This is a genomic window from Maritalea sp. (assembly GCF_051251695.1).
Classification (GTDB): Bacteria; Pseudomonadota; Alphaproteobacteria; order Rhizobiales; family Devosiaceae; genus Maritalea.
Genome location: NZ_JBPOEU010000016.1, coordinates 1 through 18,007, shown reverse-complemented (window position 1 = coordinate 18,007; position 18,007 = coordinate 1). Strand labels below are relative to the sequence as shown.

Annotated in this window: 21 protein-coding genes; all 21 read right to left on the bottom strand. The window is 49.9% G+C overall.

All coding sequences use genetic code 11. The annotated features are described in order from the left end of the window. Positions 1 to 56 precede the first annotated feature (56 nt). On the bottom strand, positions 57 to 1,982 hold the full coding sequence (ftsH, locus tag ACSHWX_RS11140) for an ATP-dependent zinc metalloprotease FtsH (RefSeq protein ID WP_435668295.1): 1,926 nt from the start codon (positions 1,980 to 1,982) through the stop codon (positions 57 to 59). 166 nt (positions 1,983 to 2,148) lie between these two features. Further along, complete coding sequence (gene tilS / locus ACSHWX_RS11135; protein WP_435668294.1) at positions 2,149 to 3,447, bottom strand: tRNA lysidine(34) synthetase TilS; 1,299 nt, start codon at positions 3,445 to 3,447, stop codon at positions 2,149 to 2,151. After that, complete coding sequence (ybgF, locus tag ACSHWX_RS11130; protein WP_435668293.1) at positions 3,441 to 4,421, bottom strand: tol-pal system protein YbgF; 981 nt, start codon at positions 4,419 to 4,421, stop codon at positions 3,441 to 3,443. Before ybgF ends, tilS begins: the two co-directional genes overlap by 7 nt. A 144-nt stretch (positions 4,422 to 4,565) precedes the next feature. Continuing rightward, positions 4,566 to 5,054 carry a peptidoglycan-associated lipoprotein Pal gene (gene pal / locus ACSHWX_RS11125; protein WP_435668292.1) on the bottom strand — a complete coding sequence of 163 codons (489 nt, stop codon included), beginning with the start codon at positions 5,052 to 5,054 and terminating at the stop codon, positions 4,566 to 4,568. 142 nt (positions 5,055 to 5,196) lie between these two features. Then, positions 5,197 to 6,015, bottom strand: a complete 819-nt coding sequence (ygiD, locus tag ACSHWX_RS11120; protein ID WP_435668291.1) for a 4,5-DOPA dioxygenase extradiol — start codon at positions 6,013 to 6,015, stop codon at positions 5,197 to 5,199. A 108-nt stretch (positions 6,016 to 6,123) separates the two neighbouring features. Beyond that, positions 6,124 to 6,648 (bottom strand): GNAT family N-acetyltransferase, encoded by a 525-nt coding sequence (locus ACSHWX_RS11115; RefSeq protein WP_435668290.1) that lies wholly within the window; start codon positions 6,646 to 6,648, stop codon positions 6,124 to 6,126. A 13-nt stretch (positions 6,649 to 6,661) separates the two neighbouring features. Beyond that, the gene (gene tolB / locus ACSHWX_RS11110) at positions 6,662 to 7,975 is read right to left on the bottom strand and encodes a Tol-Pal system beta propeller repeat protein TolB (protein WP_435668289.1); all 1,314 of its coding nucleotides are present in this window, start codon (positions 7,973 to 7,975) and stop codon (positions 6,662 to 6,664) included. An 83-nt stretch (positions 7,976 to 8,058) separates the two neighbouring features. Continuing rightward, positions 8,059 to 9,108, bottom strand: coding sequence for a hypothetical protein (locus tag ACSHWX_RS11105; RefSeq protein WP_435668288.1), 1,050 nt, complete (start codon positions 9,106 to 9,108; stop codon positions 8,059 to 8,061). A 4-nt stretch (positions 9,109 to 9,112) separates the two neighbouring features. Further along, positions 9,113 to 9,562, bottom strand: a complete 450-nt coding sequence (tolR, locus tag ACSHWX_RS11100; RefSeq protein ID WP_435668287.1) for a protein TolR — start codon at positions 9,560 to 9,562, stop codon at positions 9,113 to 9,115. Then, positions 9,562 to 10,266, bottom strand: coding sequence for a protein TolQ (tolQ, locus tag ACSHWX_RS11095; RefSeq protein ID WP_435668286.1), 705 nt, complete (start codon positions 10,264 to 10,266; stop codon positions 9,562 to 9,564). Before tolQ ends, tolR begins: the two co-directional genes overlap by 1 nt. Before the next feature lie 210 nt (positions 10,267 to 10,476). After that, on the bottom strand, positions 10,477 to 10,917 hold the full coding sequence (gene ybgC, locus ACSHWX_RS11090; protein ID WP_435668285.1) for a tol-pal system-associated acyl-CoA thioesterase: 441 nt from the start codon (positions 10,915 to 10,917) through the stop codon (positions 10,477 to 10,479). A gap of 1 nt (position 10,918) precedes the next feature. Further along, positions 10,919 to 11,377 carry a hypothetical protein gene (locus ACSHWX_RS11085; RefSeq protein WP_435668284.1) on the bottom strand — a complete coding sequence of 153 codons (459 nt, stop codon included), beginning with the start codon at positions 11,375 to 11,377 and terminating at the stop codon, positions 10,919 to 10,921. Positions 11,378 to 11,400: 23 nt separating this feature from the next. Then, positions 11,401 to 11,886 (bottom strand): NUDIX domain-containing protein, encoded by a 486-nt coding sequence (locus tag ACSHWX_RS11080; RefSeq protein WP_435668283.1) that lies wholly within the window; start codon positions 11,884 to 11,886, stop codon positions 11,401 to 11,403. A 3-nt stretch (positions 11,887 to 11,889) separates the two neighbouring features. Then, positions 11,890 to 12,381 carry an NUDIX hydrolase gene (locus tag ACSHWX_RS11075; protein ID WP_435668282.1) on the bottom strand — a complete coding sequence of 164 codons (492 nt, stop codon included), beginning with the start codon at positions 12,379 to 12,381 and terminating at the stop codon, positions 11,890 to 11,892. After that, positions 12,374 to 13,420 carry a Holliday junction branch migration DNA helicase RuvB gene (gene ruvB / locus ACSHWX_RS11070; RefSeq protein ID WP_435668281.1) on the bottom strand — a complete coding sequence of 349 codons (1,047 nt, stop codon included), beginning with the start codon at positions 13,418 to 13,420 and terminating at the stop codon, positions 12,374 to 12,376. Before ruvB ends, ACSHWX_RS11075 begins: the two co-directional genes overlap by 8 nt. Positions 13,421 to 13,423: 3 nt before the next feature. Further along, positions 13,424 to 13,996, bottom strand: coding sequence for a hypothetical protein (locus ACSHWX_RS11065; protein WP_435668280.1), 573 nt, complete (start codon positions 13,994 to 13,996; stop codon positions 13,424 to 13,426). Beyond that, positions 13,993 to 14,610 carry a Holliday junction branch migration protein RuvA gene (gene ruvA, locus ACSHWX_RS11060; protein WP_435668279.1) on the bottom strand — a complete coding sequence of 206 codons (618 nt, stop codon included), beginning with the start codon at positions 14,608 to 14,610 and terminating at the stop codon, positions 13,993 to 13,995. Before ruvA ends, ACSHWX_RS11065 begins: the two co-directional genes overlap by 4 nt. 2 nt (positions 14,611 to 14,612) lie before the next feature. Then, positions 14,613 to 15,119, bottom strand: a complete 507-nt coding sequence (ruvC, locus tag ACSHWX_RS11055) for a crossover junction endodeoxyribonuclease RuvC (RefSeq protein WP_435668278.1) — start codon at positions 15,117 to 15,119, stop codon at positions 14,613 to 14,615. 87 nt (positions 15,120 to 15,206) lie between these two features. Beyond that, positions 15,207 to 16,187, bottom strand: coding sequence for a DUF1775 domain-containing protein (locus ACSHWX_RS11050; RefSeq protein ID WP_435668277.1), 981 nt, complete (start codon positions 16,185 to 16,187; stop codon positions 15,207 to 15,209). Positions 16,188 to 16,251: 64 nt separating this feature from the next. Further along, entirely contained in the window at positions 16,252 to 16,659 is a 408-nt protein-coding gene (locus ACSHWX_RS11045; RefSeq protein ID WP_435668276.1) for a hypothetical protein, read from the bottom strand. 26 nt (positions 16,660 to 16,685) lie between these two features. Beyond that, the gene (locus tag ACSHWX_RS11040; protein WP_435668275.1) at positions 16,686 to 17,432 is read right to left on the bottom strand and encodes a YebC/PmpR family DNA-binding transcriptional regulator; all 747 of its coding nucleotides are present in this window, start codon (positions 17,430 to 17,432) and stop codon (positions 16,686 to 16,688) included. Between the last annotated feature and the right edge of the window lie 575 nt (positions 17,433 to 18,007).

Sequence of the window (18,007 nt, the reverse complement as noted above, 5' to 3'; positions counted from 1 at the left end):
AAAAAAGGCCGCCCAGATGGACGGCCTTTAATTCGTGAACGAAAAATCAGAAAGACTTAGCCTTCAGGTTGTGGCGCTGCGTCGCCGCCAGCCAAGCCATCGTCCTTCTTTTTCGTCGAAGGTTTACCGGCCTTAGGCACCGCAGATGCCTTTGGCTTGTCTTCATCATCATCGTCTTTACGTGTTGGACGCTTGCCATCCATCAACGCACGCAATTCGTCGCCCGTTAAGGTTTCAAATTCCAACAATGACGTCGCTATATTTTCAAACAGATCTTTGTTGTCTTTGATCATGTTTCGGGCTGTGGTTTCAGCATCTTCGATCAAGCTACGAACTTCTTCGTCAATCAAACGGGCCGTATCATCCGAAATCTCAGAGTTTGACTGACCATAAAAACCGTTTTGACTAGATTTCAAAAGCACACGGCCAAGTTTTTCGCTCATGCCCCATTCGGTGACCATCGATGTCGCCAACTTGGTTGCACCCTGAATATCACCAGCTGCACCTGAGGTAACTTTCTCTGGTCCAAACTTATAAATTTCAGCTTCGCGCCCACCAAATGCCATCACCAATTGGGCCAAGGCCTTTTCTCGAGAAAACGAATATTGATCCGACTCGGGCAGACTAACCACCATACCCAATGCTCTACCGCGCGGGATAATGGTCGCTTTGTGAATTGGGTCCAATATTTTAGGCATAAGAAGCGAAATCAAAGCATGGCCAGCTTCGTGATAGGCCGTGTTTTTCTTTTCATCTTCCTTCATTGCCATCGTGCGACGTTCAGCACCCATCATGAGTTTATCTTTGGCGTCTTCAAATTCAGACATCGTCACAAATCGTTTATTGCGACGTGCTGCCAACAATGCAGATTCGTTCACCAAGTTCATGAGTTCCGCACCCGAGAAACCTGGGGTTCCGCGTGCGACAACTTTCAAGTCCACGTCTGGCGCCAATGGCACTTTACGAACGTGTACTTTTAGAATTTTCTCACGGCCACCAACATCTGGGTTTGGCACAACCACTTGACGGTCAAAACGACCTGGACGCAATAGCGCTGAATCCAAAACATCTGGACGGTTGGTCGCTGCGATCAGGATAATGCTTTCATTTTCTTCAAAGCCATCCATCTCAACAAGCAACTGGTTCAATGTTTGCTCACGCTCATCATTGCCCCCGCCCATGCCTGCACCACGAGAACGGCCAACAGCATCAATCTCGTCGATAAAGATGATACATGGCGCGTTTTTCTTGGCTTGTTCGAACATGTCGCGTACGCGGCTTGCGCCCACGCCAACGAACATTTCAACAAAGTCAGAACCCGAGATGGTGAAAAATGGAACGTTCGCTTCACCTGCAACAGAACGTGCGAGCAAGGTTTTACCCGTACCCGGAGGGCCCACCAACAAAACACCGCGCGGAATTTTACCGCCCAAACGTTGGAATTTACCAGGATCACGCAAGTAATCCACAATCTCTTCCAAATCCTGCTTCGCTTCGTCAACGCCAGCAACATCCTCAAAAGTAATTTTACCTTGGGACTCGGTCAACAGCTTAGCGCGCGATTTGCCGAAGCCCATCGCACCACCTTTGCCGCCGCCTTGCATTTGGCGAATAAAGAAGAACCACACGCCAATGATGACGATGAACGGAAGCCATGAGGACAATAGGATTGTCCAGAATGGGCTTGATTCTGGTTCACGCGATTCAATTTCGACGCCACGCGCTTCAAGTCGCGAAACAATGTCGACGCCATCAGGAATGTTGGTCTCAAATGTACCGCTGTTCTGATACGTGCCACGCAACACATTATTGGTGATCACAACGCTACTCACGTTGCCCGCGTCTACATCAGCAACAAATTCCGAATATGTGCGTTTAGCCACGCTCGCAGATTGTGTCGAGCTGTTGAAAACCTGAAATAGGCCCAGCAATAGGACCAAAATCACGATCCAAATGGCGAAGTTTCTAAAATTGCCGTTCATTAATCCTGCCTTGGATTTGCACCCCGCGCGTGCGCGAAGCTCGTCATTAAAAAAGTTGTAGCAAATGTAGGGATCAACGCCCGTTGTTTCAAGAGCTGTTTCGCCGCAGATTGCTAAAGTTTCGTATCAAATTCCAGATTTAAATCTAACCTATTACTTATTAACGTTAGTTCAGCGCATTTGGACCAAATGTTCGAAAAACATCAACACCTTCAGCCAAAATGTGTTCCCCAATTGCCATAATCTGCTCGGGTGATGACACCATCGGTGCAGCACGCACAGCTTCAATGGGAACAAATGGTAGGTCTGGCAACATATTCTCAAGTAAGTTACGCGTAATTTCGGTCGCTGGCGAAACACGAATTGGCGATCGAACGTCTGGCGCGACAATAATTTGGAACCTATTGTCCCACTTCGCGGACTGGCCTGCATCCAACATAATCGGCTTACCTTGTAGGCGACCAGCTTCGCGAAAAATTTGCCCAATATTCTGGTTGACCTTAATGCCACAGCCGCCAAGGGTAAGACCCTTAAAAGCGTAATGGCCCGATGTGAAGTGATCATGCAAGGCTTCAAGCTGCGCCAAACTTGCGGTTTGACTAACCCCACCTGCATCATCCAAGGCCCGTGCCAGCAAGCGAACACCAAGTTCAACGGGCTGTTTCATCAGGGCTTTTATGTCAAAATAGACACAGCCAAACGGATCGATTGCAAAGGCTTCTTCATATTCTTGTTCTGCCCATTGCCGCAACGCATCGTCGGCTCGGCGCAGGCGTTGCGCCGACAGCCCAACCATATCATTCGTTAGGCCAGCGTCATGAAGCTGGGGCATAAATTGACGCCACCGCACCCGCTCAAAATCACGGCTTTCATTGGAAGGGTCATTCACCGGCAGATATTCTTGTCTCGCAACAACCCGTTCTAGCTGTTCACGTGTCACGTCCAAAAACGGGCGAAATAAAAACATATCATCGCGCACACTTTGCCTCGACATGCCGCCTAACCCTGTTACGCCGCTTCCTCGCGCCAAACGCATCAAAACCGTTTCGGTCTGGTCGTCAAGGTGATGCCCCGTAAGCAAGGTGGAAATGCCAAGCCTATCCATCGCTTCGCCGATCAAGCCATATCGCAAGGCGCGCGCTTTAACCTGCAAACCGCTTTCGGGAGCTTCAATCGTGCCCGTTAAAATCTGAACTTCAAGCCCCAGCGCCCGCGCAGTATTGGCAACAAACTGCGTTTCTTGTTTCGCTTCAGGGCGCAAACCATGGTCAACGGTGAACACCGTGATTTCCACCGGGGATGATTGCTGCGTGCGCCACTTCGCCGCCAACACCATTAAGGCCAAACTATCAACCCCGCCGGATACCGCCAACGCGAAATGGTCAACATCACCCATCGGGGCAAAAAGCAGATTTAACCGATCCGGATCATCCAAGCTCAAATCTGCAAGCGCACCTTTTAACATTGCGCCTGTCTTTGTTCCTTTTTCACCCGCGTTTTAAAGGAGGCAGGTTGGTCTGGAAATTTGCGCAACACTTCAATAAATGTGCGACAAGCCGTTTCCCTCTCGCCTGAACGCGAAAGTACAATCCCCAACTTCATCGCCATATCCGGCGCTCTAGTTGAATTGGGATAGTTTTCAAAGCCGTTCAAAAACACCTCTGCAGCTTCTTCAAACTCACCTTGCTGCATCAACGATTCCCCTAGCCAATGATAGGCGTCTGACGTTTGCCGATGCGTGGGGTAAAGCGCAACAAACTGGGAAAACTGGTCACGGGCAAATTGATAATCCCCGCGCACAATAGCTTCATATCCAGCTTCATATTGCGCATCTGCATCAGCATCGCTAATCACGCCGCCAGAACCAAAGCTTAAATCAAGCGGCTGACCGCCCTCTTCAAGTGTGATGGTGCCAAGTGTGTTTACAGTGGATTGCAAAGTTTCATTTTGGGTCTGATTTTGTTCCTGCGGCAGCCTCTCAGACGGCGTCACGCTGCCTGGTCGAGGTGCCGCACTAGTTTTTCCCGACGAGCCGCCTTCCAAATCCTGAAAACGGAACTCATAATCTTCCTGCATGCGCTCCAAAAGCGTTTGCATCTGGGTTAACTGAAATTGCAAACCTTCAACTTGTCCGTTGAGCACCCGCATCTGGTTCTCAAGCTGATCGAGCCGCACATTAATTTCACCGACTTGTCGGCTGCTCTGGCCAATGCGAATGCGCGGCACAGGTGCTTGCTCTGCAAGATTATTGTTCAAACCTTGTTGCAGCTGAAAAATATTCTGGCTTAGGTCATTCGCTTGGCTATTCAACAATTCAATCCGCGCGTTCATGCTTGTTGGATCAGATTTGCCAGCAAACGCCGAAACGCTCAGCAATGTGCTAAATGCCGCAGCACCCAGCAATAATCCTAAGCGGCGTGCTTTAATTTGTTTCATCATGGCCACTCCTCACTCAATTGGTTTAAAGGCCCAACCCTTTGTAAAGCTGTTTCCCGCCTCAGGTAAAACAAAATTACGACAAAAAAACGCCGGGCTCGCAAAGCGAAAACCCGGCGTCCGCCTCCAGCAGAGGATTTTATGTGGTTACGGCACCAAAACGGTGACAGCACGTCGGTTCTGCGACCAACAAGAAATGTCGTTACACACGGCAACTGGACGTTCTTTACCAAACGATTTAGTTGAGATGCGGTTCGAACTCACACCGCGACTAACAAGATAGTTCACAACGGCTGAACCACGACGTGCGCCCAACGCAATATTGTATTCGCGTGTACCGCGTTCGTCGGCATGGCCTTCAATTTGAACGCGATATTGTGAATAGCGTCCAAGCCACGTTGCTTGCTTATCCAATGTAACCTTAGCTTCGCTCGTAAGAACTGAACTGTCGGTTGTAAAAAATACCCGGTCGCCAACGGTGACCAAAAATTCCTGCTGTGTGCCCGGCGCGGCTTGACCAGGACCAAGATTGCCAACACCACCATTTGGTGTGCGCGCACAAGCCGCTACAACGGCAACAAGTGCAACAATCAATACGCCTTTCATAAGGCTGACGATTTTATGACTCAACTGCATGTTGAATAGCTCCAAAATAAGGACAATTTAATTATAACTATTTACGCCCCGTTATCTTAAAACCGGGTTCCCAAAGAAGGTTAATGACCACTTAATCAGGCTAGATTGTGACAACAATCAAAACATTCCGGTACAATTGAGGCTAAAAGTACACAAAAGACCGCATCGAAAGAGCGCCCAAATCCAATTCTTCATTAAAGAAGGTTAGCTGATCATCCGCTTTTGCATTTGCCGCAATGTATAACATGGGCGAATAATGCTCCCATGTTGGGTGCGCCATTTGGAACAGGCTTTGTTTATCCGACATGTCAAATAATGGCGCATGATCACCATCAACCAGTTGCGTTTCAACCAACTGATCGAATTCTTGTGCCCAATCTTGCACTTGGCCGTCCCTTGGGATTTTCCTTAAATTATGCACCACATTGCCGCTGCCGATAATCAACACGCCTTTTTCGCGCAACTGGGCAAGATTGCTGGCCAATTCATACTGGCTCTGCAGGGGTAATGACATATCAATCGACAGCTGGAACACGGGCACGTCCGCATTTGGAAACAAGCTTCTAAGAACTGCCCATGCACCATGATCCAATCCCCATTCTTCCGTTTCATGACTATTGTGATCCTTCAGCAATCGAGCAACTTCTCTTGCGGTATCCGGCGCGCCAATCGCAGGATATTCAACATCGAACAATGCCTGCGGGAAACCATAAAAATCATGGATGGTTTTGGGTTGCTTTCCCACATGCACCAATGTTGTCCCGTTGGTTTCCCAATGGGCCGAGATGCACAAAATGGCTTGCGGTCGCGGTAAGAGATCACCCAACGTGCGCCAGTTCTTGGCAAATCTATTATCAGTTATGGCATAAATCGGGTTTCCATGACCCAAAAACACCATCGGCATTTTAGGGCTTGGCTTTAAGCTTTCTAAGAAATGCTCAAACTTCACGACCTGCGGCATGCTTACAATCCTTCGTGCATATGTTGACGCTTTTAAATGCGTCAACAAAGCTAGGACCGGGCAAGCCTTGGATCAAGTACGCACAAAAACCATACCGTGGAATAAGCCTTAGAATTCCAAATGATAATGCGCGACATCGGGGCTAGATTGAGCTTCATCCGATGTGAACCCGGCTTTTTCCAAAACCCGCGCCGACGCAATATTGTCAGTTTCAACACCACCTGCAATTGATGAAATTTGGGCCATAGAACGGCAATGTTCGACAAAGCCCTTGATCAACTCAGAAGCAAGACCCTGCCCCCAAACATTTTGATTGAACAAATAGCCAATCCGCAAATCAAACTTGCTATTGTCCAACGGCAATACGAACAGGAACAACAGCCCCACAGTTTTTGCGGTTTGTTTGTCTCGCAGCGCCAGCAATTCGCCTTCAGCCAACCGATCCGCCGTCCATTTTTCAGCACCCGCTAAGTCGACATCTTTTGAAAAATGCGGTGGCAATGTCTTCAATACATTCCGCGTCAAAAGCAGCGGCAATTGTGCGTAAAACTCATCCGCCAGCGCAGGCTGATCAACAATCAGCGCCACGTCAATTGCGTTTAAACGGTCGGTTTCAAATCCAAATTGGAGCACATGGTCTCCTCAATTAACGCAATAAAGGCGACCATGTTGGATCAGAGGCAAACGTTTCCGTTGGGATGCGCTGTTCGTTACGGCCCCACACATCAATTGTGTAAAGTTGCGGACCGCTATCACCACCCGGATCTTTAAAGAACATGAGGACCCGACCGTTCGGGGCCCAAGTTGGCCCTTCCATCAGGTTGCTTGAAGAAAGAATTCGTTCTCCAGAACCGTCAGGACGAATAGTCCCGATATGGAATTGGCCTTCACTTTGCTTCGTAAAGGCAATCAGATCCCCTTTTGGCGACCAAACTGGGGTTGAATAACGCCCATCGCCAAAGCTAATACGTTGGGCACCGCCCCCGCCTGCGCTCATCACGTAAATTTGCTGGGAACCACCTCTATCAGATTCAAATGCAATCCGCGCACCGTCTGGTGAAAATGTTGGTCCGGTGTCAATCGCCGCGCCACTGGTCAACGCCGAAGGTTGACGGGCTTGCAAATTCATCGAGTAAATATTGGTGTTCGCCCCTGATGTCACACTGAAGGCAATATTTTGACCATCTGGCGAAAAGCGCGGCGACAATGTCATTTTGCCAAAATCCGCCACACGCTGTTGTTTGCCCGTCGAAAGATCAAGCAAATAAATTTGAGGCACATCGCCCGCGAAATTCATGTAGGACAGCAAATTACCCTGGGGCGAGTAACGCGGGGTCAAAACAATTGAATCCCCCCGTGTGAGGTACTGAACGTTCGCCCCATCTTGATCCATAATTGCCAGCCGTTTGGTTCGGTTGGCCTTCGGCCCACTTTCCGCAACATAAACGATGCTGGTATCAAAATACCCGGCTTCACCGGATAGTTTTTCATAAATCGCATCCGCCACAATGTGCGCCACGCGCCGGATATTTTGGCGGTCTGCCGAAAAGCTCTCACCAAATGCCTGGGTGCCTTCAACAACGTCCCACAAACGCACATCGGCCTGTATTTGACCACCGACCTCATTAACGCTGCCCATAACCAACGCGTCTGCTTTTGCATTACGCCAATTGCCAAAATCTGGGTTTGCGCCCACATCGCCTGCTTGCACGGGCATACTGGTGGCTGGGAGTGGAGCGAAAAGGCCGGAGCGCTTTAAATCGGCAACCACGATCGAAGTGATTTCGGCCGCCAATTGCGGATCAGACGACGAAAATGTTGGAATGCCAATCGGCATCGGCTCAAAATCACCGCCCGATACAACGATTTTCACCAAGGCACTTGCCGGTGAGCTGAATGCTGCCAGTCCAAGACCCGCAGTTCCAAATTTTAGCGCCTGACGGCGTGTTATCTCAATCATGGTACTTTCCTTTATTGAAGGACTATCCATCGAAGTTTAAATTTGCGCAAGCCCAACATCGGGCCAGTACTATTCTGGTATTTCTAGCGAAGGTCTCTTGGGTCAAATGTAACATCCACTTGCCGCCAATCTTCATATTTTCCAGATGCCAACGTGTAAGGTCCACAGCGACGTACAGCGCGCTGCGCAGCGCCAGCAGTTGCTTCACCAACTTTGCCGCGAATAGATATATCCAACACTTGCGGTGTGCCGCCAACCGAACCGTCCCGGTTCAAATCAACCAGCAAACGCACCGTCAATCCATCCATTTCTAAAGCAGAAATTGGCGGGTTCCAACATTTACGCATTTGTGCGGCGAGCGCTGCTTTTTCAGACTGGGTTAGCCGTGCTGCGGTGCCGGTAGTTTTACCCGCTGTCTTTTTGCCACCGCTGCCAGTGGTTGCGCCACGCGTGTCTTCTTTATTGATAATATCAGAAATCTTGTCCGCTTTTTTCGCCTCTTCAGACGCTCTTTTTGCCGCCTGCTTTTTCACACTTTCAGCATAAGCAACCCTCGCTTTTTCAACCGCAGTATTGGTCGCAGGTGGTTTTGGCGCTTGCACCTCTGGCTCAGCGTTTACATCCTGCGTCGCGACAACCGGCTCAACAGGTTCTGCCGTTGGCTGAACGGGCTCCGGTGTTGGCTCAACTACAGGCTCTGGTTCAGGCGCCGGAGGTGTCGGCTCAACCACGGGTTCAGGCTCTGGCGTTGGTTCGGGTTGAGGCGGCTCTGGCACACGTTCAACTGGAATAGGGTCTGGTTCAGGAACAGGCTCCGGCGCACTTTCTTGTGTTGGCGCAGGGGTTACTATTTCTGTGTCCTCAGGTTTAGCCTGATTTTCTTCGGTGTTGCCGGTCGGCTCAGCAATTTGTGCTTCGACTTCACTATCAACCGCAGAAGGCGTTTCAGTTTCAATGACATTGCTGTCCAACGACCCAAAACGAATATTCGACACGCTTTCAATAGGCACAAGTTCAATCGGGATCGCTTCAATTTCAGTTGGGTCAAACTTCTCCGCCCCGCCGAGCGACATAAGCCCGACAGCCAACAGAGCCGCGTGTGATACCAATGAAACGCCTAAACCGATCCGCATGTGGCTACTGCCCTTGCTCCTGCTCGGTAATCAAACCAATTTTGGTGTATCCAGCACCTGACAATTGACCCATAATTTTCATCACGCTGCCATAGTCAGCCACCGTATCGCCACGCACGTAAATGCGCTCGTCGGTGCCATTGGCTGCAAGTTGTTCAATCGTCGCGATCAGGTCAACGGCCTCGATCCGCTCTTCCAAAACATAAACCTCGCCCGTGGACGTAACTGACACGGTTATAGGTTTGCTGTCGGTGTTTAGGGATTTCGCTGCGCTCTGCGGCAAATCAATCGGCACGCCAACGGTGAGCAAGGGGGCTGCCACCATAAACACAATCAGCAACACCAACATCACATCCACCAAAGGGGTCACGTTGATCTCACTCATGGGCTGGCTTTTGCCGCGCCGTCCGCCACGCCGACCACCGCGTGACCCGCGATTTGCGCTCATGCCCATTACTGGCCTCGGCTTTCAAGCTGACGGGTCAAAATGGCTGAGAACTCATCCGCAAAGCCTTCAAGTCGTCCATTGAGTTTGTTCGCATCGCTCGACAATTTATTGTACGCAATAACCGCTGGGATCGCTGCCAACAGGCCAAGCGCCGTGGCAAACAATGCCTCCGCGATACCGGGTGCAACGACCGCCAAATTTGTGCTTTTTGAAACCGCAATTGACTGGAACGAATTCATAATGCCCCACACCGTGCCGAATAGGCCGATAAAGGGCGAGGCCGATCCAACCGTTGCAAGGAATGTAAGACGCGCTTCTAATTTATCGCTTTCCCGCCCAATTGTAAGATCAAGCACCTTATCCAAACGCTGCTGCACGCCGAGATAGGAAGATGCGCCCTGCTCGTGGCTGCGCTTCCATTCCTTCATCGCTGCAACAAAGATCGAGGCCATGCCCTTTGTGTCGGTATCGCTGAGCTGTTGATATAGCTCTTCAAGCGATTGGCCAGACCAGAAATTCTTTTCAAACCGGTTCATTTCCCGACGCGTGCGATTATAAAGCAGACTCTTGTCGACAATAATGCCCCAACTCCAAACCGAAGCGACCAGCAAGCCGATCATCACCAGTTTAACAACCCAGTCCGCAGCCCAGAATAAAGCGAAGAGCGAAAAGTCTATTTCCGCAGCCGAGGTGGCGAGTTCTACTTCCATTTATCTTCCCCTTAAACGCCAGTCTTGGGCGTTATTTTGCCGTTCTACCGGTCGACCTGATTTGCATGACCCTCAAATTTGTCAAATTTAAGAGCGCAAGTGCCTATCGCACCTACAAAATCCCAATATGCGACCCTTAGGCTGATCCGGTAATTTTATGGTTAATAAAGCGTTGCTGAATTTAAGATGAACAAAAAGCGCTGCCAAGACCTATTGGCCACCCAACGCAGTGCGCAAGTTCTGCGGCAATCGCGTTGGACGACCCTTCGCATTGATCGCTACAGCGCTCACTTCGGCCTGTGTGATGATATTCCCATCGCGCCGCAAAATTTGCATAAGCTTCATTCTGGTGCCCTTCATCTCAACCACAGAGGTCGTGACCTCCAAAAGATCGTCAATATGGGCAGCGCGTAAATATTCAATATTCAAAGAACGCACCGCAAAAGCGATCCCCTCAGTTTCAAACAATTGTTGATGATGCACGCCATGTGCGCGCAAAAACTCAGTTCGGGCACGTTCAAAGAATTTCAAATAGGCTGCATGATAAACATTGCCTGAAAAGTCGGTGTCTTCATAATAGATACGCACCGGAAAAAGGTGCGCACCATCATTGGTGACTTCACCGCCAAATGGGTATTGTTGGTTATTCAAACTAATTCACTGCCTTTGCGCATGTGCCGTCACCCACGCCAACGCAGGGGCGATATGTCATCATTTCTGTTTCCACATCATCCTTAAACACAACCTGAACAGATACTGTTTTTGCGGTTTGCGAGGGTAAACTAATCGCGATAGCTTCAAGTCCCGCATCGCTTGGAATTGAAAACGGCGCATCTGGAATACAAGGTGCCAACGCAAATTGCTGGTCCAATGCATCTGAATTCACTGAATAACGAATTTCCTTGAGCCGGCAACGTGAGGTCACAAGGGCTGTGAAATAAATCAACTGCTGGCCATCATATTCGCGAAACGCCACCCAGCCCGCTTGCTTGTTCGCATCCACCATCATCTTGAACATCGACACATCTGGCACCCCAGACATGTCCTGCGCCGACGCCACGCCGGGAACGAGCCCTGCCAAAATCGCCAATGTCAAAAATAGTCTCTTCATCATGTCCTCCCAAAACATATCCATTATTCAACAATCGTAACATGAATTGGGCACTTTGGTAGATCAATGAAATGAGCGTGTAATTGTTGCGGCTCAACCTGAGCCTTGATCAGTCCATCCGCTGTTGCGCGAACCCAGCGATGGGCAACCTCTTTATCTTCTTCTTGGTGTACATGGCAGATTTCGCCCGGCGCAAAAGCAAGACTTTCAGGCTTGTCGATCACATAGTAGAATGTAAACTCATGATACCGAACATCGGATCCATCGTAAAAGCTCTCGGTGATAATCAGCGGACTTTTCGCTTCAACGTCAATATCCAATTCTTCGCGCATTTCCCGCGCAAATGCCCGTCCACTATCCTCGCCCCGCTTTACACGTCCGCCGGGAATGTACACATAATTCAACTCTTCTTCGGTCGCACAAAGCATGTAGCCTTTATGCTTGATAATGCCCGCCGCGCGGACATTGAAAACAGCGCCCACAGATTTAAATGTTAAATCAATGCCCATTGCTCAATAGTCCGGATCAACAACCGTTTGGTGCAAAAATCCATTTGGCAAATCGACCAATCGAGTGCGCATTGAGTGGGGGTGAAGGTTTACATATGCCAAACCTTCGGGGCTGAACGGTGCCCACTCAAAGTTCAACAATGTGCCGTCATCTTCGCCCGTTGCGCAGACTTCACCAAATTTGAATGGGATGTGCGCCGGGGGTTCAACTTCATAATAGAAGCCAAACTCGTGGTATTTTTTGCCATAGCGCCAGAAGAAGTTTTCAATGATATATCGGAGTTGGGGATTTTCAGCTTTCGCGTTTAGCTCTTCATCCATCTCACGATGGAGAGCCTGCAAAGAGCTTTCCCCCCGTTGCACCCGGCCGCCCGGCAAACACACGAAATCATCATCGTTCTCCCGGCACACCAACACATGGCCTTCATGCCGAATGATCGCCGCGCAGCGCACATTGACTCGCAGATTGCCTTCGTCAAACGTAAGATTACTCATCGTCGCCCTGCTCTTCTTCAAACAAGCTAGCTTGTACGCCTAAAAAGCCTTGGGGAACACCCATACCCATATGCTGAAACGCCATTGCCGTTAACATACGGCCGCGCGGTGTGCGTTGGATAAATCCCTGCTGAATGAGGTACGGCTCAATAATTTCTTCAACCGCATCGCGCGGTTCAGAAAGCGCGGCAGCAATCGTTTCAATGCCGACAGGGCCACCGCTATAATTGGTGGCAATGGTGCCCAAATAGCGCCGATCGACCTGATCCAGACCTTTTTTATCCACGTCCAAGCGACCAAGGGCCTTGTCCGCAACTGCAGCGTTGATTTGCTCCACATCGTCGACCTGAGCAAAGTCCGCAACCCGACGCAACAAGCGCCCTGCGATACGTGGTGTACCCCGAGACCGACGCGCAATTTCCATCGCACCGTCTTCAGTCATGCCTACGCCCATCAAACGTGCGCCGCGTTGAACAATTTTCACCAATTCTTCTGGGGTGTAGAATTGCAGCCGCACAGGAATGCCAAACCGATCCCTAAGCGGTGTGGTCAACAGCCCGGCGCGCGTGGTCGCAGCGACCAAGGTGAACTTGGCCAAATCAATCCGCACGGAACGCGCGGCAGGCCCTTCACCGATGATCAGATCGAGCTGAAAATCTTCCATCGCTGGGTAAAGCACTTCTTCAACTTGTGGGTTGAGACGATGAATTTCATCAATGAACAGCACATCGCGTTCTTCCAAGTTGGTGAGCAACGCGGCCAAATCACCGGCCTTTGTGATCACGGGACCAGATGTTGCGCGAAAGCCAACACCAAGTTCCTTGGCCACAATTTGCGCCAACGTGGTTTTGCCTAAACCCGGCGGCCCAACGAACAAAACATGGTCCAGCGCCGAACCACGTTTTTTCGCCGCGTCGATGAAAACCTGCAAGTTGTCGCGTGCTTTTTCTTGCCCCACAAAATCATTGAACAATGACGGGCGCAGGCTGACATCAACCTCGCCATCCCGGTCTGCGGTGCTGTCGGTGATATCCGTCATAAATTACCTATTGTCGTTCTTGGTCGTTTGGGGCGTAGTTTTGGGTATGGTCAACCAACACACATGCGCCCAAAGGAACGCCATCAACATACCCGTAATGGTGCCGACCCCAAGGCCTATATAAAAGTCAGGCGAGGCATAATTGACGCCTTGACCTGTCCCAAATGCCCCAACCAGTGCGTTTAGAACGAGTACGACAACAAAGCCAAATGCCCCGCCAGCCATCACGGCCCGACGCACAAAATCTGACTGGGATAGGATTGCGCCGCGACCAACCGACAAACCATATGGCGCAAGAAATGCCAGACTGAATCCGGTCGCAAACAGGCCCAAAATCATTGCGAAGCCAAACGCTTTGCCCAATTGAAGCCAATAGCCACCAACAAACGGATTTGTAATCGCGTTCCAAATATCTGAAAAGCTGAACAGCACCACCAACAGTAAAGCACTGCCCATCGGGCCAACAACGGCACTGCGCCAAACAAACATCATCGCTTGGTTTTGCGGCTTCGGCTTCTCTTGCTCTGGTTCCGGCTTACGCTTTTTCGATGGATCAAATTTTAGAACGTTATTCAACTACTCAACTCCTTCAGCCCCATGCGAATGAGTTTTTCGGTTGAAACATCGTCGCCTTCTTTTGCAACAATTTTTGCCAACACAGAAGAGGCCTGCATTTGTGAATATCCCAAATTGGTCAGCGCCGATGCGGCGTCTGCGACATTGCTCGACGCAACACCCTCGCCAATGGCTTCTTGCAAGCCTTGTACGCCCGGATCGATTGCAGCGCCTGCGGGGACTTTACCCTTCAGCTCGCTAACGATGCGCTGCGCGACTTTGGGGCCAACCCCCGGCGCGCGGCCAACCATGGCTTTATCCTGCAACGCGATGGAACTCGAAATTTCAGAAATCGACAAGGTCGACAGAATTGCCAAGGCCACTTTTGCCCCAACGCCTTGCACGGTCATCAGCAATAAGAACCATTGTTTTTCGGGCTGCGTGCCAAAGCCAAATAGCTTGAGTTGGTCTTCGCGGACATAGGTTTCGATAAACAACGTTGTCGCTTCGCCAACTGAAGGCAAGTTGCCCAATGTGCGACCGGAACAATGGCACACATAACAAACACCGTTCACATCAATCAGCACTTTGTCGTCGTCCAACGCGTCGACCAAACCTTTGAGTTTTCCGATCATATCTATGCCTGTGCCTTGTGCTGAATAGAGTTACGGTGATGCGCGTGGGTAATCGCGATGGCCAACGCATCGGCAGCATCTGCGCTTTCAAACTTCGCGGTTGGCATCAATATATTGATCATCAATTGAACCTGATTTTTATCCGCATGCCCGGCGCCAACCACTGATTTTTTGATCTTGTTGGCCGAATATTCTCCAACGCGCAAACCGCATGAAGCAGGGGTCATCAAGCAAACGCCACGGGCTTGGCCCAGCAACAACGCCGAACGCGGCCCTGCATTCACAAATGTTTCTTCCACTGCTGCTTCATCGGGTGAATGGGTCGCGATAAGTTCTTTAATGCCCTCGTAAAGCCCAAGCAGTCTTTGCGGTAATTCGTCTTTGATCGGCGGCTTAACAACGCCGGACGCCACATAGGAGAGCCGGTTTCCTGTCTGGTCGAGAATGCCCCAACCAGTATTGCGCAGGCCCGGATCAATGCCCAGAATTCGTATTGTAGAATTACTCATATTTGCCGCGCCCATGAAAAAGAGGTGCAGTTGCCCGCACCTCTTCTTTGAACATGTTCTTGTTCTGTACGCAAGCTTCCTTGCCAATTAATGGTTGGAATGGTCCATGCTTGGCGCACCCATTTGTGCTGCAGGGAACATCACATCAACCTTGCCTGCCTGTTCAAATTCAAGCGTGATTTTGACCATTTGATCTTTCTGGATCGCATCGTTCAGCCCAATCAACATCAGGTGAAAACTGCCAGGCTTGAGTTCAATTGTTGCACCGGGTTCAATCACCAACCCATCAACCAATTGCGCCATTTTCATCACACCGTCAGTGATGCTCATTTCGTGAACTTCAACCACTTTTGAAACTTCAGATGACGCACCGATAAGCCGATCCGCTTTGTCGCCTTTGTTGGTTATCGTTAGGAACGCGCCACCGGCCGGAGCGCCATTTGGCGTTGCCCGCGTCCATGCTTTATCAATGTGCAAATCGCCGGCCATCACCATGCCATGCATTTCCATTTTGGCCATGCCGTGATGTCCGGTATGAGCGTTCGGGTTTTCGACGATCTTAAGTCCAGGCGCTGGATGTTTTGGACGATCTTTTCCCTCAACAGGAATTTCATTCCATGCCACTTTTCCTTCAGCTCCACAAAGCTGAGTGGTTTTGAAATAGAGCGTATCGCCTGCCGTAACGTTGCCAATGCGGCCAAACACCACAAATTCGTCATAGGCCCAGTTTTCAACAACACCGCCAGACCATGTGACTTTGCGCACGCCCTCTGTGCTTTCTCTGCCATGCAAAGTGATCGGTTGCTCATATGCACCATGCTCAACTTTCATGTCAAAGCCGTGGTGCGACATTGGTTTTGCGCCGTAAAAGCCATGCGGCAATTCAATGATTACATCATTGGTGGCCTTGCCGTCACATCCGTGTCGCACCCGCAAAACAACTTTGAAATAATTGTCTGCCTGCGCAATTTGCGTTTCCAATGTTGCGTGAGCAAATGCCGCGCCTGTTGAAAGAGCTGCCGAAAAGGTGGCAGCAGCAAGTGCTGTTTGAAAGATAGATTTAGTCATTTTATTTCCTAATAAATTCAAGCGTTAGCTTACGGCCAGACGCATCAAGATCATTTTTTTGATTTTAAATTTGCGAGGAAATAAGAGGCGGTGCCCTTGGAGATTGGGGGGTATAGCTTACCCCGCGCCGATAGTCTTGCAACTGCATCGGCACCAATGGCATGGCACCCAGCAAAGGCAAATTGATGGTGGGCAGGTCTGCACCGAACCCTAAATCAGCCGCCGCTGATTGCGCGACAATACACATTGTACCGTCGCCATTTATCTTTTGAGGTTGATTAGGGTTGGCGATTTCGATCAGCCCGTGCGCGGAACAGATCACCAATAGATCGTCGTCTGACCACGTCGATAACACACCGGCATAGCTGGGCAGCATCGCTTGAAACAGTAAGAAAATCCCAAGCGTTAACGCACGTTCAGCACGCGTCAGCTTGATCATGTTCATCACTGTTTTGAGCCTTCTGCCCAACATTTTGGTTTTCCTCAAGTTAAACAGCGCTACTCAGAAAGTTGCGCCATCACCTCGTCTGACATTTCAAAATTCGCATACACATTTTGAACGTCATCATCTTCTTCAAGAATTTCGATGAGCCTTAATAAGGTTGCGCCTTTTTCAGCATCAACCGGCACATTGTTTTGTGGTTTCCAAATCGGGTTCACCGATTTTGGCACACCCAGCGCTTTTTCAAGCGCAGTTGAAACGTCGCCCAAATCTTCAAATGCACAGATAATGGTGTGGCCCATTTCATGGGTTTCACAATCTTCAGCCCCGGCTTCAATCGCCGCGTCCATCAACGTATCTGCGTCACCAGCTTCAAGCTCATAGGTGATTTCGCCAACGCGATCGAACATGAAACCAACAGAACCGGTTTCGCCCAAAGCACCACCATTCTTGGAAAATGTTGACCGCACGGTGGAAGCTGTCCGGTTTTTATTGTCGGTCAGTGTTTCAACGATCACCGCCACGCCGCCGGGGCCGTAGCCTTCATACCGAATTTCATCGTAAGAATCCGCATCGCCACCGATGGCTTTTTTAATCGCACGTTCGATATTGTCTTTGGGCATTGATTGCGATTTTGCGTTTTGAATAGCAAGACGCAAACGTGGGTTCATGTCCGGATCAGGCATGCCGCTTTTCGCAGCAACCGTAATTTCCTTCGAGAACTTCGAGAACATTTTGGAGCGGATTTTATCCTGCCGCCCCTTGCGGTGCATAATATTGCTATATTGTGAATGGCCGGCCATGTCTTCGGTCATCCCCCTGTCTGATTGAACTTAAGTCTGGTTGAACTGATTGTGCATCTTATATGGCGTCAACCGACGAAAATAAAGCCTCATCATGCGCTTTCATAGCCTGATCTTGGTTTGCACCCCTTGCGCTAAATCAATTAAATCCAGCGCCACACCTTGAACTTCAAAATTTCATCACCCAATTATTAGAACAAGTATTCTAATAATAAAATAGATTTGAAACATGCAAATGCAAAAACATTGGTATTTAGGGGCATTGGGATTTATCGGCATTTATCAACTTTCAAGGGTCATCGAGACCTTTTTGGCAATGGGCCCGACCTGGCAGCTGACTAATCTTTTATGGCTACTTTGGTTGCTCAATTTTCTGCCGGAAACGAAGGCTAAGCAAACGCCGAGTTGAGATTGGAACAGCCCCCCACCCTTAATCCCTCCCCACAAGGGGGAGGGAAAGTGAGTGATCGACAAGCGGAGGTGCTCAACGACCAATCGGTCTTGAGGTTTTCAAGTGGGCAGATACGCGAGGCGTTTAAGGTCTCGTCTTGGGTAGAAATAAAATGAGACGTTAA

Coding starts and splice junctions, on each gene's coding strand:
- ACSHWX_RS11045 (WP_435668276.1), bottom strand. CDS start 16,659: ATGTTGGGCAGAAGGCTCAAAACAGTGATGAACATGATCAAGCTGACG.
- ruvB (WP_435668281.1), bottom strand. CDS start 13,420: ATGACGGATATCACCGACAGCACCGCAGACCGGGATGGCGAGGTTGAT.
- ACSHWX_RS11075 (WP_435668282.1), bottom strand. CDS start 12,381: ATGAGTAATCTTACGTTTGACGAAGGCAATCTGCGAGTCAATGTGCGC.
- ACSHWX_RS11085 (WP_435668284.1), bottom strand. CDS start 11,377: ATGAAGAGACTATTTTTGACATTGGCGATTTTGGCAGGGCTCGTTCCC.
- tolQ (WP_435668286.1), bottom strand. CDS start 10,266: ATGGAAGTAGAACTCGCCACCTCGGCTGCGGAAATAGACTTTTCGCTC.
- ruvC (WP_435668278.1), bottom strand. CDS start 15,119: ATGAGTAATTCTACAATACGAATTCTGGGCATTGATCCGGGCCTGCGC.
- tolB (WP_435668289.1), bottom strand. CDS start 7,975: ATGATTGAGATAACACGCCGTCAGGCGCTAAAATTTGGAACTGCGGGT.
- ygiD (WP_435668291.1), bottom strand. CDS start 6,015: ATGCCGCAGGTCGTGAAGTTTGAGCATTTCTTAGAAAGCTTAAAGCCA.
- ACSHWX_RS11050 (WP_435668277.1), bottom strand. CDS start 16,187: ATGACTAAATCTATCTTTCAAACAGCACTTGCTGCTGCCACCTTTTCG.
- ACSHWX_RS11080 (WP_435668283.1), bottom strand. CDS start 11,886: ATGGGCATTGATTTAACATTTAAATCTGTGGGCGCTGTTTTCAATGTC.
- ACSHWX_RS11040 (WP_435668275.1), bottom strand. CDS start 17,432: ATGGCCGGCCATTCACAATATAGCAATATTATGCACCGCAAGGGGCGG.
- ruvA (WP_435668279.1), bottom strand. CDS start 14,610: ATGATCGGAAAACTCAAAGGTTTGGTCGACGCGTTGGACGACGACAAA.
- tilS (WP_435668294.1), bottom strand. CDS start 3,447: ATGTTAAAAGGTGCGCTTGCAGATTTGAGCTTGGATGATCCGGATCGG.
- ftsH (WP_435668295.1), bottom strand. CDS start 1,982: ATGAACGGCAATTTTAGAAACTTCGCCATTTGGATCGTGATTTTGGTC.
- ybgF (WP_435668293.1), bottom strand. CDS start 4,421: ATGATGAAACAAATTAAAGCACGCCGCTTAGGATTATTGCTGGGTGCT.
- pal (WP_435668292.1), bottom strand. CDS start 5,054: ATGCAGTTGAGTCATAAAATCGTCAGCCTTATGAAAGGCGTATTGATT.
- ACSHWX_RS11105 (WP_435668288.1), bottom strand. CDS start 9,108: ATGCGGATCGGTTTAGGCGTTTCATTGGTATCACACGCGGCTCTGTTG.
- tolR (WP_435668287.1), bottom strand. CDS start 9,562: ATGGGCATGAGCGCAAATCGCGGGTCACGCGGTGGTCGGCGTGGCGGA.